This window comes from Sulfitobacter sp. GN1-4 (genome assembly GCF_055693825.1).
This window is the reverse complement of record NZ_JBVFUQ010000003.1, coordinates 2,667,032-2,681,803: the sequence shown is the minus strand read 5'-3', so window position 1 is coordinate 2,681,803 and position 14,772 is coordinate 2,667,032. Positions and strand designations below refer to the sequence as shown.

Genomic DNA, 14,772 nt, shown 5'->3' with positions numbered 1-14,772 from the left:
ATGACTGACGCGCCTTTGCTGGATGTACAAAACCTGACCGTCCGTTTTGAGGTCAAACGCGGCTGGCGGCAGAAAAGCCATCTTTATGCGGTGGACGATGTTTCATTTCAGGTGCCGCGCGGGCAAACCCTGGGTATCGTAGGGGAAAGTGGCTCGGGCAAGACGACAGCGGCGTTGGCTGTGGCCCGGCTGGTTCACGCGTATAAAGGTGTGGCCCTGCTTGGCGCGGATGACATCCTGTCCAAAGAGGGTGAAGAGCTGCGGCAGATGCGCCAGCGGGTGCAGTTCATTTTCCAAGACCCCTACAGCAGCCTTAATCCGCGCAAGCGGGTCAGCGACATCGTGCGAGAGCCGTTAGACAGCCTGTCGGACAAATCAGAGGCCGAGAAGGTTGAGATTGTGGATGGTCTGTTCGAAGCCGTTGGCCTGCGCCGCGAACAACAGCGGCTTTTCCCGCATCAGTTTTCCGGCGGTCAGCGGCAGCGCATTGGCATTGCACGGGCTCTGGCCACGCAGCCTGAGCTGATCATCTGCGATGAAGCGGTATCGGCGCTGGATGTGGCGGTGCAGGCGCAAATCCTCAACCTGTTGCGGCGGCTGCAAAAACAGTTTGGCCTGACTTATCTTTTCATCAGTCACGACCTGGGCGTGGTGCAGCATATGTGTGACAGCATCGCGGTCATGTATATGGGCAAGATCGTGGAACAGGCCGACCGGCTCAGCCTGTTTAACAACCCGCAACATCCCTACACAAAGGCCCTGCTGTCGGCGGTGCCGCGGGTGGATCACCCCGGCCAGATCAGCGACAAGCGCATCCTGATCCCGGGTGATCCACCGGACCCGATGAACCTGCCCGCAGGCTGCCGTTTTGCCAGCCGTTGCCCCAAGGTGCAGGAGGCTTGCGGTGCCAGCGAACCGGCACCGGTTGCAGTGAATGCAACGCATCACGCGGCATGTTTTTTTCTGGATGAAGCCTGAGCCGGGACGCGCGAAAGTCGTCTAGTACTCATCGCCCGCGTAGCGGTTGGGCTGGCCTTCGGCCTCTGGGCTACCGATGAAGGATGCCCAGTCTGATCCGGGCCGCCAAATGCTCTCCATATTGGCAAAGGCCGCGTCCAATGGCATGCCTGCGCCCTCTTTTGCATAGCGGTAGAAAAACGCGCTGACCCGCGCGTTGTAGATGCAATGCACGTGCACCTGTGCGTCGGGGTGGGCCTGTAATGCGGCTTTGAAAGCGTCATAATCGGCATCCGTGGGGTTTTCGAAATCCACCGGGATGTAGGTGTAGCCAAGCCCGAGGGCCGCAAGCGTGCCGGGTTCATCGGCCAGCGTGCCTGAGCCTTCGCTGTGCAGACCGAGGTTCACGATATGTGACACGCCTAACGCCTTGATCTCGGCCATTTGCGTCTCTGTGGGCTGGCCCGAGGTTGTGAGGCGGTCGTTGATGCGCCGCCAGTTCAGGATGTGGGGAAGATCAGTCATAGAAAGGCTCCGGGATCAGCTGTGCAGGTCAGCACATGCGGCATGGTCTTTGGTGAACCGTTTGGAAGAGGCGGGGAATTTTGCCAGCTTGTCCTTGGGCCGCACGGGGCGCGGGACAAAATTGCCGCCGCAGTTGGGGCAGGTGTTGGCAAAACGCGTCTCGGCGCAGTCTGCACAAAAGGTGCACTCGAATGAGCAGATCCGCACATTCTGCGCCTCGGGGGGCAAATCAGTATCGCAGCATTCGCAATTGGGTTTGAGGATCAGCATCGGGGCTCCTTTCATGGGTTAAGGCTAGACTACTGCAATCAGGTTTGGCAGAAATGCCAATATGACCGCAAAAACTGCCAAATCCCCGGATCAGACCACCGCGCCCCGCTTGGTGGTCTTTGTCGTCTATCCCGACATCGTTTTGTTGGATCTGGTGGGGCCTTTGCAGGTCTTTTCGCACGCGTTAAGGGCGGACACGCAGGCCAACGGCTATGACTGCGTGGTGGTCTCCGTTGAGGGCGCGTTGACGCCGACAAACACGGTTGTCTCCATCCCCACAACGCCCATGGCCGCCTTGGAAGGCCGCGACATCCATACGGTGGTCGTGGTGGGTGGTGACGGTGCGATACCGGCGATGCGCGATGCGCAACTGGTGTCACAGATCGCCAAACTGGGCGCACGGGCCGAGCGGTTGTGTTCTGTCTGCTCTGGCGCGTTGGTGTTGGCGGCCACGGGGTTTTTGGATGGGCGCCGCGCTGTGACCCATTGGGATGATTGCCAAATGCTGGCCGAGACCTTTCCGAAGGTGCAGGTTGAGCTTGACCCGATCTATGTCAAGGACGGATCCGTCTGGACCTCTGCGGGGATCACGGCGGGCATTGATATGGCTTTGGCGATTGTGTCAGAGGATCTGGGCCGTGCATCGGCCCTCAACGTCGCGCGGTCCATGGTGGCGCAGATGGTACGCTCTGGCGGGCAGTCGCAGTACAGCCCGGCGCTGGGGCGGCAAATGCGTGATGGGGCGGGGCGTTTTGAAGCCTTGCATGCCTGGATGGGCGAGCATCTGCGGGACGCTTTGAGTGTTGAAGACTTGGCCCAAGCCGCTGGCATGAGCGCGCGCAACTTCGCGCGGGTCTACCGGGATGTGATGGGCACCACACCTGCCAAAGCGGTGGAAGCGATGCGGCTTGAGCGCGCGCAGGATTTGTTGATCACCTCCAAAGCCAGCCTCAAACAAATCGCCGCACGCTGTGGGTTCAAAGACGAAGACCGCATGCGCCGTGCGTTTCAACGGGTGCTGCGGGTGGCACCTTCTGAGTACCGTCAGAACTTTAACGCCCCTGCGGCCTGAGTGCTGGGCCAAATTCCGAATGCCGCCTAGCGCGATTTGTCTAACCTGAGCAGAGATTTTAGGCATTTTTGACAAACGGACGGGGCAGGGTGGCTGACACTGATGCATCTGCTGATATGACATCTTCGCGTCCCCCGCCTTTGATCCGGATCCCCTTTGCATGGCGGATCAGCACGCAGCGTTTGATGCAATCGCCCGTATTCTGAAAGCCATTCATGTGGCCAAAGCCGATCCTCAGCCGGTGTTTGAGCTGCTGGTGGCATAGGCCAAGTGCCTTTTGGGGGCGCAGTTTGCGGGGCTGATCCTTGGCCGCGGGGGAGGCCATTCAGCGGCAAACCTATGGCGTGGTGCTGATGGACGTGCAGATGCCTGAGGTGGACGGGCTTGAGGCTGCACGCCAGATCAACGCGGCTTTTGCGGACCATACCCGCCCTCGAGTTATTGCGATGACCGCAAATGCAATGCAGGGCGACCGTGAAATGTGTATAGAGGTGGGGATGGATGATTACATCGCCAAACCAATTCGTGTGCCCGTTTTGATCGAAGCGCTTTTCAACGTCCCCAGCCAAGGTAGTTAAATCTATGACCGAACACCCGATTGATTTCGATACACTCAATGAGTTGAAAGAGGCCACGGATGAGGCCTTTGCCGCCGAGCTTATCACCACCTTTCTGGAAGAAGCGCCCGGCATGATCGACGAGCTGCGCCAGGCCGTGGCCACCCAAGACGCCGATGCCTACCGACGTGCGGCGCATTCGATCAAATCCAACGCTGCGACCTTTGGGGCCACGGCCCTTGCAGGTCAGGCCCGCGAGATGGAACTGGGCGATCTGCCAGCAAACGGTGAGAGCGGCGAAATTAATGCCCTCCAGTCCAGCTTTGATGCGGCGGCGGCGGCATTGCGGGGTTTTGTTGATGGCTGATCAACCCGGCCACCTGCTGATTGTCGAAGACAACAAGGTCAACCGCCTGCTTTTGGCCCGCAGTGTTGAGCTTTTGGGCCACAAGGCCGCCGTTGCGGAGAATGGCCGCGTGGCGATGGAGATGCTGTCTGCTGGGGCATATGATCTGTTACTGCTGGACATCGAAATGCCAGAGATGGACGGTTTTGAGGTCTTGGAGGCGATCAAATCCACCCCGCATCTGCGCGATCTACCTGTGATCGTCACCTCAGCGGTTGAGGGGATCGACAACATCGTGCGCTGTATTGAGCTGGGCGCTGAGGATTATCTGCCCAAGCCGGTGAACAAGACCTTGCTGCAGGCGCGGGTGTCCAGTGGCTTGGAAAAGAAACGTCTGCGGGACGAACAAAAACGCCTGTTGGAGCGGTTTGCCACAACTGAGGTGGCGCAAGATTTGCAGGAATCGGGTTTTGCCATCGGCGGCAAGCGTGTTGATGCCACGGTGCTGTTTTGTGATTTGCGCGGGTTCACGCCTTTGTCGGAAAACCTCCCTCCTGAGGCGACGATTGAGCTGTTGAACACCTTCTACACGTTGATGTTTGACGCCGTGACCAGCAACGGTGGCATTGTCAGCCTGATGCTTGGCGATGGTCTGATGGCGCTTTTTGGCGTGCCGCAACCGTTGGACAACACAGCCGAAGCTGCTGTGGCCGCAGGCCATGAAATGCACGCCATGATTGAGATGTTGAATAAAGAGCGTCAGGCCGACGGCCAGGACGGCCTGAAAATCGGCATTGGCATCGCCACAGGCGAGGTCGTCGCAGGCTATGTCGGCACCGAAAGCCGCGCGAGCTATACCTGTATCGGCTCACCCGTGAACCTATCCGCGCGGCTGGAGGCGCAGACAAAGACCACTGGCAGCCGCATCTTGGTGGACGAGGTGACCCTGGCACTATTGAACGCCCTCGAGGTGCAGGACACCTTTGAAGACACCCGGATCAAAGGATTTGCGGACCCCATGCGTATTTACGCCTTGTGACACCCGAAGGGGCCGTTATGGAACAGGCCAACGACGCAGGCCAGCGCATTGGACGTGCGCAAATACCTCGTGCGTCGGTAAACTTGGGGGAAAGTGGCAGCCCGTAGGGGAATCGAACCCCTCTTTCCAGGTTGAAAACCTGGCGTCCTAACCGATAGACGAACGGGCCACTCTGGTCGTGAGCGGTTCATTACGGAAACCCCGCGGGCCGCGCAAGTGGAAATTTCGCCTCTGGCCGTTAAAATCGTCTCAGGCAGGTGCGGCATCTTCCAAACGCAGCTGCACCGACTGGCGCCCACGCCAGTTGTTGATGTCCAAACGTCCCGCCAGATGAAAACGCGTGCCGCCGTGGTTCTCAATCGCCGGGCCAAGGGCACCGTCATAAGCCCCAAAGGCAATCGCCTCCATCGTGCCTGAAGCGCCATCCCCAAAGGTCAGTTTCAGATGGCTTTCACCCACCCGTTTGGCAAACTTGATCTGCATGCCCGCCAGCGCAAAACGCGGGGCAGGGGCGCTGGCGCCAAAGGGGCCTGCCTGCTCAATTTGTTCGGTCAGCTCTACGGTCGCGGCTTGCGGCATCAACAGGCCCGTCAGCTCAAGATCAGCAGGGCCTTTCAGATGCGCGCCTTGTTTGGCCAACAGATCTGACAGGCACGCCATGGCGGCCTCAATCTTGTCTTCGGCAACCGTCAGACCCGCTGCCATCTTGTGACCGCCCCCTTTGATCAGCAAACCTTCCGCCGCGAGCCGCTGAATGGGGGCACCCAGATCAATGCCAGACACCGACCGGCCGGAGCCTTTGCCCACGCCATCCTCAACGCCGATGACGATTGCCGGACGGTTGGCCGCTTCTTTCAGCCGGGAGGCGACAATCCCCACCACGCCGGGATGCCACCCTGGCCCGGTGGCCCAAACCAGCGGCGCGTCAAAGCCCCGCGCCTCAGCCTGGTCTAGCGCCGCCGCGCGCACCGCGGCCTCCACATCGCGCCGCTCTGTGTTCAGCGTATCAAGACGTTCTGCCAATGCGGTAGCCTCATGCGGATCTTCACAGGCCAGCAGACGCGCGCCCAAATCAGCCTGTCCAATCCGTCCCCCCGCATTGATGCGCGGACCCAAAAGAAACCCCAGGTGGTAAGACGTCGGCGCTGTCTCCATCCGCGCCACATCGGCAAGGGCCGTCAGGCCCGGCCGGTCCCGCCGCGCCATCACACGCAGACCTTGGCGGACAAAGGCGCGGTTCACGCCGGTCAGCGGGGCCACATCTGCGACAGTGGCAAGGGCCACAAGATCCAAAAGCGCCATCAGATCAGGCCCGGACCGGCCCTTGTCGCGCAGCTGGCGGCCCGCTTCAACCAACATCAAAAACACAACCGCCGCGGCACACAGATGGGCACAGGCCCCATCCTCATCCTGGCGGTTCGGGTTCACCACCGCATGGGCCTCGGGCAGGGTTTCGCCAGCCAGGTGATGGTCCAACACCACCACATCCGCGCCCTTTGCCACCGCAATCGGGCCATGGGATAGCGTGCCACAATCCACACAGAGGATCAGATCATGTTGGGCTGCCAAAGCCGACATTGCCGCGTCATTGGGGCCATAGCCTTCGTCAATCCGGTCCGGCACATAAAGCGTCGCAGTCAGGCCCATCTGGCGCAGCCAAATCAACAGCAGCGCCGCCGAACTGCCGCCATCCACATCGTAATCTGCAAAGACCGCAATTCGCTGGCGCGCGTCCACTGCCGCCAGAAAACGCGTGGCCGCGCGTTCCATATCCCGAAGCGCACGGGGATCTGGCAGCAAATCGCGCAACGCCGGCGCCAGAAAAGCCTCAGCCTCTTCCGGCGGCACGCCACGTTTGGCCAAAACCTGACACACAGCAGGCGGCAAATCAGTCCGCTGCGTCAAAAGCTCAGCGGCCCGCGTCACCTCTGTGCCGGGGCCAATCCAGCGCCGCCCGGTCAGGGAATGCTCAACCCCAAGAAACGCCGCCTCAGACACGGCCCCTCCCGGACTGAGCGCCACCCCTGCGCTTCATCTTTCCACTAAAACTCACTGCCCGGTCTCCGCGCATGCCGCCCTTTGCGGGCGGACGGCTCACAGGCTGTCGACCGGAGTGCGGTAGTTGATGCGCCGCACAGAACCGGTCTTGGAACGCATGATCAGCGTTTCGGTCGTCATCCAGCCCGGCTCGCGGCGGACCCCCGGCAAAAGCGTGCCGCCCGTGACCCCTGTCGCGGCAAAGATCACGTCCTCGGTCACCATTTCATCGCGGGTATAGACGCGGTCAAAATCGGTGATGCCCGCTTTGCTGGCGCGGCCGCGTTCGTCTTCGTTGCGGAAAAGCAAGCGGCCATACATCTGACCCCCCATGCATTTGAGGGCCGCAGCGGCCAGCACGCCTTCGGGCGCACCGCCCGCCCCCATGTACATATCAATGCCGGTGTCGGGATCTGCGCAATGCATCACCCCCGCCACATCGCCATCGGTGATCAAGCGGATGGCCGCCCCTTTGGCCCGGACCTGAGCGATCATGTCCTCATGGCGGGGGCGTTCCAGAATGCACACCGTAATGTCGGACACATCGCAGCCCTTGGCCTTGGCCAGCGCCTCAACCCGTTGACCGGGATCCATATCCAGGGTTACCACGTCGGGGTCATACCCGGGGCCGATGGCAAGCTTGTCCATATAGGTATCTGGCGCGTGCAACATGGAACCGCGCGGCCCCATTGCAATCACCGTCAGCGCGTTGGGCATGTCCTTGGCGGTCAATGTGGTGCCTTCCAGCGGGTCCAGGGCGATGTCCACACCGGGGCCGTTGCCGCTGCCCACTTCCTCGCCGATATAGAGCATGGGCGCTTCATCTCGCTCGCCCTCACCGATGACCACCACGCCCGCGATATCGAGCATATTCAGCTGCTCGCGCATGGCATTCACAGCGGCCTGATCGGCGGCTTTTTCATCGCCCTTGCCGATCAACTTGGCGGATGCGAGGGCGGCGGCCTCTGACACCCGGGCCAGGCCGAGGGAAAGCATGCGGTCTTGGAATTGTGCCGTGGCGGTCATAGGGGGGTCCTTTTGTATTGCGGATCACCGCCTGCAGCAGCAGGGCGATGACTATTCCATTTAGTGTATGCCAGAAAATATGCGTGCCGACCGGGAAAATTTCGCAAAAGGCGATGTCTACGGATCGGAAACTCAGCGATAGGGCAAAGGCAAGGGTTGCGGCCACAAACCAGCGGGTCGCCGGATGCCCTTTCAGGGCCGTGGCAGCAGAGATGACGATCATCAGCGCCAGCGCGGGCACATAGCTTTCAGAGCCATTGATGCGCAGCCCCGACACCGCAGTAAGATAGCCGGTCACACCTAGAAAGGCGACGACGCCCGCCAGATAGCCCAAAACGCGCAGCGGGCCTGCATCGCCGATCAGCGTCAGGGCGATGACCGCATAGCTGATCACAAAAAGCACAATGGGGGCCACATCCGCCAGGCTGGCCCATTGCGTCGCATGGGTGTGGAACAGAAATGAGCCCACGCCAATGGCAAAGGCCAGCGCGGTCGGGGTCCAGATACCCAGGTGACGCAATCCGCGGCGGCGGATTTCCACCACAGCCCAAAGCCCGGCCAGAATGAACGAGACATTGGTCAAGGCATTCAAAGGCTCGGACCAGTAGGAAAAATCAACCCGTTCGCAGTAGATGTCGATCTGGTCCGACCAGTTCACCTATCAGACCTCTTCGATGCGCAGGGCAACAGGCGCACCTGCCAACACACCTGTTTTCTCCATCGCTGCCAGGGCGGTATCCAGTGCGGCCTGGGTGGTTTTATGCGTGACAATCAGAACCGGCGCTTCGGTCGTGTCGTGATCGTATTGACGCATCCGGTTGATGCTCACGCCTTCTTCGCCCAAGACGGCGGCAATTTTGGCCAGCGCGCCGGGCTTATCAACCAGCGTCATGCGCAGGTAATAGGGGGCCGGCAGTTGCGATTGCGTCGCGGTTGAGGTCACAAGGCCGGTTGCAGGCTGGCCAAACACCGGTCCACGCACACCGCGTGCAATATCACAGACATCTGCCATCACTGCGCTGGCTGTGGGGCCTTCGCCCGCACCGGCACCGCGCAGGGTGATCTGACCCACCGCATCGCCTTCGAGGACAACCATATTGGTGCCCCCCTCAAGCTGACCCAAGGGCGAAGTGTCGGGGACAAGGCAGGGCTGCATGCGTTGCTCCAAGCCGCGTCCGGTCTTTTGTGCGGTGCCCAAAAGCTTGATCTTATAGCCCATGTCGGCAGCCGCGCGGATGTCTTCAATGCTGACCCGCTCAATCCCTTCCAGCTGAATGCCGTCAAAATCCACCTTCGTGCCAAAGGCGATGGTGCTGAGGATGGCCAGCTTGTGGGCGGCATCAATGCCGCCGACATCCAGCTGCGGGTCCGCTTCGAGATAGCCAAGCCCATCGGCTTCGGCAAAAATATCTGCATAGGTTTTGCCAGAGGTTTCCATCCGGGTCAGGATGTAGTTGCACGATCCGTTCATCACCCCCATCACGCGGGTGATTTCGTTGCCTGCAAGCCCTTCCATCAGTGATTTGATCACCGGAATGCCGCCCGCCACTGCCGCTTCAAAGCGAATGATCTGGCCCTTGCTTTCGGCCAGCTCAGCCAGGGATTGGCCGTGGATGGCCAGCATCGCTTTGTTGGCGGTGACGACGTCTTTGCCTGCCTTGAGTGCTGCTTCTGTCGCGGCCTTTGCAGGGCCGTCTTCGCCGCCCATCAGCTCAACAAAGACATCCACATCCGCGCGGGTCGCCAGGGCGACGGGATCGTCTTCCCAGGCGTAGCTGCTGAGGCTCACGCCGCGATCTTTGCCTTTGGACCGCGCAGAGACAGCAGAGATCGTAATCTCACGGCCTGTGCGGGCGCTCAGCAGGGCGGCTTGCTGGCGGATGATGCGGACCACGCCCACGCCAACTGTGCCCAAACCAGCAATACCAAGGCGTAAGGGATCAGTCATGACGGGTGGTCCTTCTCGTTGCAGTTTGCCGCGATGTAGCGGGTTCGGGGCGGGCGTGCAACGCAGTGTCGCCTATCTTAGCCCGTCTTTCAGACGCTTCTTTTCGGCCTCGGTGATCACGCTGCCCCGGATACGATTTGCCCGGGCCCGCAAACCGGCCAACCGGCTGGTCAGAGCGGCCTCTTCTGTTGCGGCATCGGTTGTTGGTGTTTCAACACCCGCGAGGATGGGCTCAATCGGGACAAGGGCGGGATAGTCGGCGCCGCGCAGGGTGTCGGACTGGGTGTGATCCAGCTGCGGAAACTGGGTGCATCCAGCCGCCGCGACGGTGATCAAGGCCAATGCAAAAAGGGTGCAGCGCTGCGTCATGCGGTGTTGATGCACCAGGCTGTGGCGTCGCGCAAGCGGGCTTTGCCTTTTGAACAAGCGTTCATTATTCTGTGCCAATGGCGCGAACAACCGGTTCACATGCAGATATTACAGGCCCTCGGGTGCGCAGCGCCGCGATGCGGCTTTTTGCGCAAAAGGGCTATGCCGCTGTTTCGATGCGGGCCATCGCGTCTGAGGTCGGGGTGCAGGCCGGGGCGCTGTATAATTACACGCCGGATAAGCAATCGTTGCTCTTTGATTTGATGAGCACACATATGAAAGACCTGCTGGCGGCGATGGGGCCAGGCTGGTCTGGTGCGCCGATGGCGCGGTTGCAGCGGTTTGTTGAGTTCCACATCCGGTTTCACGCCGACCGGCCAGATGAGGTGTTTATCGCCTACATGGAGCTGCGCAACCTCACGCCCGAGAATTTCGCCGCAATCGAAGCTTTGCGCCGCCGGTATGAAGACGCGCTTGAAGACATTCTGCAGGCCGGTGTCGAGACAGGTGATTTTTCCCTGCCAGACACCAAAATCGGCACACTGGCCATCATCGCGATGCTGACGGGGGTGAACACCTGGTACCGCCAAGAGGGGCGGCTATCGCTGGATGAGGTGGTGGCGCAGTATTGGGGCATGGTGCGCAAAGCGGTCTGTGCATGATGCGGTGGGCGCAGGGCCGTGCCGCATCAGCTTGAATTGACCACGTTAAAAGAGACCCCGGCGCAAGACCTGACGCATCGGGTCGGAGACCCGGAAGGCCGGTTGGTTGTTGCCGTTGTGCCCCAGCGCAATGGACACCCCAATGCGCAACGTGGTTTCGCCGTCCGCTGCATGGGTGCCGCTGAGCCAGTCATGCGTGGCTTCGGCGAACATCGACGCAGGGCTGTCGCCCAGCTGGGTTTTCACGCCAAAGGTCACGTCATGGGCCAGGGCGGAAAAGGCCTGCTCGTCGAATTCTGTGATGTCGTATTGGGCGTAGACCTGCGTGTTGGGCTGCGCCTGCCAGATCACACCCACCCCGGCGGTGATCCAATCCAGATCATTATCCGCTGAAATACCGGCTGCCGCTCGGATTTCTGCGTTCCATTGCGGCGCGATTTCAAACATCCCCGCTGCACCCACCTGACCATAGGTCGATGAGGCGTCGTTTTTGTCTGCTACCATAAAACTCAGCCCATATTTCTGCCCGGGCTTTGGGGTCATATAAAGCACCGTACCAAAGCGGCCGATGCCCCCGGTGCTGCGTTCTTCATACTGCAGGTCAAACTGCGCGCCGTGATACTGGGTGATTGCAACATCCACCGTGCCTGCGGCAAAGCCCCCTTCAAGCGGATGATCGGAAACCCCCAGGCGCAGCTCAGACCCGATAATCCCGATATCATTCTGTGCGGCTGCGGGAAGGGTCAGGGCCGTCAGGGCGACAGCGGCGATAGCGGTGGGTTTCAACATGGGGGTTTTCCTTGGCTTGTGATCCTGATGCGCCGGCCCCCGTCGGCGTGGGTTTAGATATCGCTAAGGATTGGGATTTAGGAAAGTTGAAACTAAACAGAAGGTTAACGGAAAAAAGGTTAACAACTGCGTTAACATATTGGGGGCCAGGTGTGCGACCTGGCCCTCTCTGGCGCATACACTAAAGTGTTGGATTTCAGCGGGTGCCAGCATGCCCCGTCCGATTGCGCCCCGTTTTAGTGTTGCGGTTTGATAAACGTGCCGTTGCGCAGCTCAGCAAAGGCGTGTTCCAGCTCAGCGCGGGTGTTCATCACGATAGGCCCGTGCCAGGCCACCGGTTCTTCAATGGGCGCGCCAGAGATCAGTAGGAATCGCAGCCCCTCGGGGCCGGCCTGAACGGTGACCTCATCGCCCGTGCCAAAGCGGATCAGGGTACGATCCCCCGACATGTCACGAATGTTGACCTCTTCGCCTGCAACCTCTTTTTCCAAGAGCACGCCGGAAGGTTGTGATGCGTCCGCAAATGCGCCAGCACCCTGAAAGACATAGGCAAAGGCCCGGCGATAGGTGTCAATGCGGAAGGTCTTTTTAACGCCAGCGGGCACGGTCACATCCAGATACTGGGGGTCTGCTGCAATGCCGTCCACCGGGCCGGTCTTGCCCCAAAATTCCCCGGTGATGACGCGCACCTTGGTGCCATCGTCGTCGATCACTTCGGGGATGTCCTTGGCGGTGACGTCCTGGTAGCGTGGCGCGGTCATCTTTTGATCTGAGGGCAGATTGCCCCAAAGCTGAAACCCGTGCATCTGCCCCTTGGTGTTCCCCTGCGGCATTTCCTGATGCAGGATCCCGCGTCCCGCGGTCATCCATTGCACGTCGCCTGCGCCCAAAGTGCCTGTGTTGCCCAGGGAATCGGCATGCTCCACCGTGCCTTCCAGCACATAGGTGATGGTTTCTATCCCCCGGTGGGGGTGCCAGGGAAAGCCGCGTTCGAAGTCTTGCGGGTGCTCATTGCGGAAATCGTCAAAGAGCAGGAAGGGATCCAGTTCGGAGGGATCCTGAAAGCCGAAGGCGCGGTGCAGTTTGACGCCAGCGCCCTCCATGGTGGGGACGGCGCGGCGGGTCTCAAGAGTGGGTCTGAGGGACATGTGGGTCTCCTTGTCTTGTGCTTCTGCCATAAATGGGGTGTGCGGGCGTGTAGGCAATGGGCGCGGTTGAACGGGGTCTGTGCAAAAATGCGCGGTGGGGGCGGGCCTTTTAAAAGGCCCGGGCCGAAGTCTTTGAAGACTTCGGGTGGCGCGTGGGATGCGGGGGCGGTTCATTTAAATGAACCGGTGCGAAGTCTTTGAAGACTTCGCCGCGATAGGTCGCGTTTGGGCGCGACAGGTCGGCCTTGACGCAGGCTCATGCCGCAAAACCACGGGAGAATTTCATGAAGGTAGGATTTATTGGGCTCGGCAATGTCGGGGGCAAGCTGGCAGGATCGCTTTTGCGCAACGGGGTCGACCTGACAGTCTTTGATCTGGATGCGGAACTGGTAGCCGGTTTTGCCGCGCGCGGGGCCGGGGCGGGCAGCTCCGCTGCGGATCTGATGCAAAGCTGTGATGCGGTCATCACCTGCCTGCCCAGCCCTGCCGCCTGTGCGGCGGTGATGGCTGAGATGCTCCCGCATGTCGGTCCCGGCAAGATCTGGATGGAGATGTCCACCACAGATGCCGCGCAGATCAAAGAACACGCTGAGGCCATGATCGCCAAGGGCGGTGAGGCGGTGGATTGCCCCGTTTCCGGCGGCTGCCACCGGGCAGATACAGGCAACATCTCAATCTACGCAGGCTGCACCCGCGCGACCTTTGACAAGGTCCTGCCGGTGCTGACGCACATGGGCCGGCGGATTTTGCATGTGGGCGATGTGGGCACGTCCAGCACGTTAAAGGTGATGACTAACTACCTGGCAACAATCAACCTTTTGTCACTCTGTGAGGCGCTGACAGTGATGAAGGCCGCAGGCATGGATCTGGGCGTGACCTATGAGGCGATTGCCGCGTCATCGGGCAATTCCTTTGTGCATGAGACCGAAAGCCAGTTGATCCTGTCAGGATCGCGTGATGTGAATTTCACGCTGGATCTGGTGCAAAAGGATGTGGGGCTGTTTCAAAAGCTGGCCGATGATCACGCGGTGCCACTGGAGCTGTCGCCCTTGATGATCGAGATGCTAACCGACGGTCAGAAACGCTATGGCACGCGGGCGCAGTCAGACCGGATGATTGAGCGTTTGGAGGAGGCCACAGGGCTTTCCATCACGGCCCCCGGCTTTCCGACAGAGCTGGTGGATGATGAACCCGAAGAGCGCGGGTACGAAGTGCCGGTGCGGCGGTAAGGATAGTTCTGGCCCGGTCAGTACCGACCGGGCCAGAACTTAGCTGTTAGGCGTTGGCGTGCGTCTGCGCTTATGTCTCAGACGTATCCGCATCCAGAACGCCGGTGCTGAACAACAGCCCAGCCGCTGCGCCGCCGATCATGGGGGCCACGATAAAGAGCCAAAGCTGGCTCATGGCAGCCGCACCGGAAAAGAGCGCGGGGCCGAATGAGCGGGCAGGGTTCACCGATACGCCGGTGACGTTGATGCCCACAATGTGGATCACGATCAGCGTCAGGCCGATGCCCAGCCCGGCGATTGCCGTGGCAGCTCCTTTGCCGGTGGATCCCAGGATCACCACAACAAAGAGGAAGGTGGCGATGATCTCAAAGATCAGCGCAGAGAGCATATTGAACTCTCCCAAATAGCCAGCGCCCCACCCATTGGCCCCATAGCCGCCGTCATAACCGCCCAGCTTGCCTTGCATGATGATCACCAGCGCCAAAGCGCCCAGCGTGGCACCTGCGACCTGTGCCGCCCAATACCTGATCATTTCGCTACTTTGCATGCGGCCCGCGAGCATTGCGCCCAAGGACACAGCGGGGTTGATGTGGCAGCCAGAGACCGCACCGATCCCGTAGGCCATGCCAATCAGCGCCAGGCCAAAGGCCATCGAAATACCTACCAGGCCGGGGCCCAGATCAGGGTTTGTGGTGGCCAAAACGGCAGAGCCGCAGCCCAAAAAGACCAGTGTGAAAGTGCCGATGCATTCGGCCAATAACTTGTTCATGATGCTGTCCCTTGCATGTTCATACATGA

17 protein-coding genes and 1 tRNA gene are annotated in these 14,772 nt (G+C 60.4%); 7 read left to right on the top strand and 11 right to left on the bottom strand.

The window, feature by feature from the left end; all coding sequences use genetic code 11:
• Window positions 1-978, top strand: a complete 978-nt coding sequence (locus ACZ1HM_RS13850) for an ABC transporter ATP-binding protein (protein ID WP_472743285.1) — start codon at window positions 1-3, stop codon at window positions 976-978.
• Between the two features lie 21 nt (window positions 979-999).
• Here the strand turns inward: ACZ1HM_RS13850 and ACZ1HM_RS13845 are convergent, their stop codons facing one another.
• Window positions 1,000-1,482, bottom strand: a complete 483-nt coding sequence (locus tag ACZ1HM_RS13845) for a protein tyrosine phosphatase family protein (protein WP_472743284.1) — start codon at window positions 1,480-1,482, stop codon at window positions 1,000-1,002.
• A gap of 15 nt (window positions 1,483-1,497) precedes the next feature.
• Window positions 1,498-1,752 carry a DUF1272 domain-containing protein gene (locus tag ACZ1HM_RS13840; protein ID WP_472743283.1) on the bottom strand — a complete coding sequence of 85 codons (255 nt, stop codon included), beginning with the start codon at window positions 1,750-1,752 and terminating at the stop codon, window positions 1,498-1,500.
• Between the two features lie 61 nt (window positions 1,753-1,813).
• On the opposite strand from ACZ1HM_RS13840, the gene ACZ1HM_RS13835 reads away from it, so the two are divergent.
• From ACZ1HM_RS13835 to ACZ1HM_RS13820, 4 genes are all read left to right on the top strand, one after another.
• Window positions 1,814-2,824: a GlxA family transcriptional regulator gene (locus tag ACZ1HM_RS13835; protein ID WP_472743282.1), complete on the top strand. Its 1,011-nt coding sequence runs from the start codon at window positions 1,814-1,816 to the stop codon at window positions 2,822-2,824.
• A gap of 305 nt (window positions 2,825-3,129) precedes the next feature.
• The gene (locus ACZ1HM_RS13830; protein WP_472743281.1) at window positions 3,130-3,402 is read left to right on the top strand and encodes a response regulator; all 273 of its coding nucleotides are present in this window, start codon (window positions 3,130-3,132) and stop codon (window positions 3,400-3,402) included.
• A 4-nt stretch (window positions 3,403-3,406) separates the two neighbouring features.
• Window positions 3,407-3,748 (top strand): Hpt domain-containing protein, encoded by a 342-nt coding sequence (locus ACZ1HM_RS13825; protein WP_472743280.1) that lies wholly within the window; start codon window positions 3,407-3,409, stop codon window positions 3,746-3,748.
• Entirely contained in the window at window positions 3,741-4,766 is a 1,026-nt protein-coding gene (locus tag ACZ1HM_RS13820) for an adenylate/guanylate cyclase domain-containing protein (RefSeq protein WP_472743279.1), read from the top strand. The genes ACZ1HM_RS13825 and ACZ1HM_RS13820 overlap by 8 nt, the downstream gene beginning before the upstream one ends.
• A gap of 94 nt (window positions 4,767-4,860) precedes the next feature.
• Here the strand turns inward: ACZ1HM_RS13820 and ACZ1HM_RS13815 are convergent.
• From ACZ1HM_RS13815 to ACZ1HM_RS13790, 6 genes are all read right to left on the bottom strand, one after another.
• Window positions 4,861-4,935 (bottom strand) — tRNA-Glu (locus ACZ1HM_RS13815).
• Window positions 4,936-5,015: 80 nt separating this feature from the next.
• Window positions 5,016-6,788: a single-stranded-DNA-specific exonuclease RecJ gene (recJ, locus tag ACZ1HM_RS13810; RefSeq protein WP_472743278.1), complete on the bottom strand. Its 1,773-nt coding sequence runs from the start codon at window positions 6,786-6,788 to the stop codon at window positions 5,016-5,018.
• A 72-nt stretch (window positions 6,789-6,860) separates the two neighbouring features.
• On the bottom strand, window positions 6,861-7,829 hold the full coding sequence (gene glpX / locus ACZ1HM_RS13805; RefSeq protein ID WP_472743277.1) for a class II fructose-bisphosphatase: 969 nt from the start codon (window positions 7,827-7,829) through the stop codon (window positions 6,861-6,863).
• Complete coding sequence (locus ACZ1HM_RS13800) at window positions 7,723-8,487, bottom strand: ceramidase domain-containing protein (protein WP_472743276.1); 765 nt, start codon at window positions 8,485-8,487, stop codon at window positions 7,723-7,725. Before ACZ1HM_RS13800 ends, glpX begins: the two co-directional genes overlap by 107 nt.
• Window positions 8,488-8,490: 3 nt before the next feature.
• Window positions 8,491-9,777 carry a homoserine dehydrogenase gene (locus tag ACZ1HM_RS13795; RefSeq protein WP_472743275.1) on the bottom strand — a complete coding sequence of 429 codons (1,287 nt, stop codon included), beginning with the start codon at window positions 9,775-9,777 and terminating at the stop codon, window positions 8,491-8,493.
• A 72-nt stretch (window positions 9,778-9,849) separates the two neighbouring features.
• Window positions 9,850-10,146: a hypothetical protein gene (locus tag ACZ1HM_RS13790; protein ID WP_472743274.1), complete on the bottom strand. Its 297-nt coding sequence runs from the start codon at window positions 10,144-10,146 to the stop codon at window positions 9,850-9,852.
• 77 nt (window positions 10,147-10,223) lie between these two features.
• On the opposite strand from ACZ1HM_RS13790, the gene ACZ1HM_RS13785 reads away from it, so the two are divergent.
• Window positions 10,224-10,808, top strand: a complete 585-nt coding sequence (locus ACZ1HM_RS13785) for a TetR/AcrR family transcriptional regulator (RefSeq protein ID WP_472743273.1) — start codon at window positions 10,224-10,226, stop codon at window positions 10,806-10,808.
• Between the two features lie 45 nt (window positions 10,809-10,853).
• On the opposite strand, the gene ACZ1HM_RS13780 is transcribed toward ACZ1HM_RS13785, so the two are convergent.
• On the bottom strand, window positions 10,854-11,597 hold the full coding sequence (locus ACZ1HM_RS13780) for a hypothetical protein (protein ID WP_472743272.1): 744 nt from the start codon (window positions 11,595-11,597) through the stop codon (window positions 10,854-10,856).
• Window positions 11,598-11,833: 236 nt separating this feature from the next.
• The gene (locus ACZ1HM_RS13775) at window positions 11,834-12,745 is read right to left on the bottom strand and encodes a pirin family protein (protein WP_472743271.1); all 912 of its coding nucleotides are present in this window, start codon (window positions 12,743-12,745) and stop codon (window positions 11,834-11,836) included.
• 284 nt (window positions 12,746-13,029) lie between these two features.
• On the opposite strand from ACZ1HM_RS13775, the gene ACZ1HM_RS13770 reads away from it, so the two are divergent.
• Complete coding sequence (locus ACZ1HM_RS13770) at window positions 13,030-13,974, top strand: NAD(P)-dependent oxidoreductase (RefSeq protein ID WP_472743270.1); 945 nt, start codon at window positions 13,030-13,032, stop codon at window positions 13,972-13,974.
• A gap of 70 nt (window positions 13,975-14,044) precedes the next feature.
• Here ACZ1HM_RS13770 and ACZ1HM_RS13765 read toward each other — a convergent pair whose 3' ends face one another.
• A complete protein-coding gene (locus tag ACZ1HM_RS13765) occupies window positions 14,045-14,743 on the bottom strand; it encodes an aquaporin (protein WP_472743269.1) in 699 nt (232 codons plus the stop codon).
• Window positions 14,744-14,772: the final 29 nt, after the last annotated feature.

What these genes read in the sequence shown, in the direction of transcription:
- ACZ1HM_RS13850 (WP_472743285.1), top strand. Translation starts at nt 1, where the DNA reads ATGACTGACGCGCCTTTGCTGGATGTACAAAACCTGACCGTCCGTTTT.
- ACZ1HM_RS13845 (WP_472743284.1), bottom strand. Translation starts at nt 1,482, where the DNA reads ATGACTGATCTTCCCCACATCCTGAACTGGCGGCGCATCAACGACCGC.
- ACZ1HM_RS13840 (WP_472743283.1), bottom strand. Translation starts at nt 1,752, where the DNA reads ATGCTGATCCTCAAACCCAATTGCGAATGCTGCGATACTGATTTGCCC.
- ACZ1HM_RS13835 (WP_472743282.1), top strand. Translation starts at nt 1,814, where the DNA reads ATGACCGCAAAAACTGCCAAATCCCCGGATCAGACCACCGCGCCCCGC.
- ACZ1HM_RS13825 (WP_472743280.1), top strand. Translation starts at nt 3,407, where the DNA reads ATGACCGAACACCCGATTGATTTCGATACACTCAATGAGTTGAAAGAG.
- ACZ1HM_RS13820 (WP_472743279.1), top strand. Translation starts at nt 3,741, where the DNA reads ATGGCTGATCAACCCGGCCACCTGCTGATTGTCGAAGACAACAAGGTC.
- glpX (WP_472743277.1), bottom strand. Translation starts at nt 7,829, where the DNA reads ATGACCGCCACGGCACAATTCCAAGACCGCATGCTTTCCCTCGGCCTG.
- ACZ1HM_RS13795 (WP_472743275.1), bottom strand. Translation starts at nt 9,777, where the DNA reads ATGACTGATCCCTTACGCCTTGGTATTGCTGGTTTGGGCACAGTTGGC.
- ACZ1HM_RS13790 (WP_472743274.1), bottom strand. Translation starts at nt 10,146, where the DNA reads ATGACGCAGCGCTGCACCCTTTTTGCATTGGCCTTGATCACCGTCGCG.
- ACZ1HM_RS13785 (WP_472743273.1), top strand. Translation starts at nt 10,224, where the DNA reads ATGGCGCGAACAACCGGTTCACATGCAGATATTACAGGCCCTCGGGTG.
- ACZ1HM_RS13780 (WP_472743272.1), bottom strand. Translation starts at nt 11,597, where the DNA reads ATGTTGAAACCCACCGCTATCGCCGCTGTCGCCCTGACGGCCCTGACC.
- ACZ1HM_RS13775 (WP_472743271.1), bottom strand. Translation starts at nt 12,745, where the DNA reads ATGTCCCTCAGACCCACTCTTGAGACCCGCCGCGCCGTCCCCACCATG.
- ACZ1HM_RS13770 (WP_472743270.1), top strand. Translation starts at nt 13,030, where the DNA reads ATGAAGGTAGGATTTATTGGGCTCGGCAATGTCGGGGGCAAGCTGGCA.
- ACZ1HM_RS13765 (WP_472743269.1), bottom strand. Translation starts at nt 14,743, where the DNA reads ATGAACAAGTTATTGGCCGAATGCATCGGCACTTTCACACTGGTCTTT.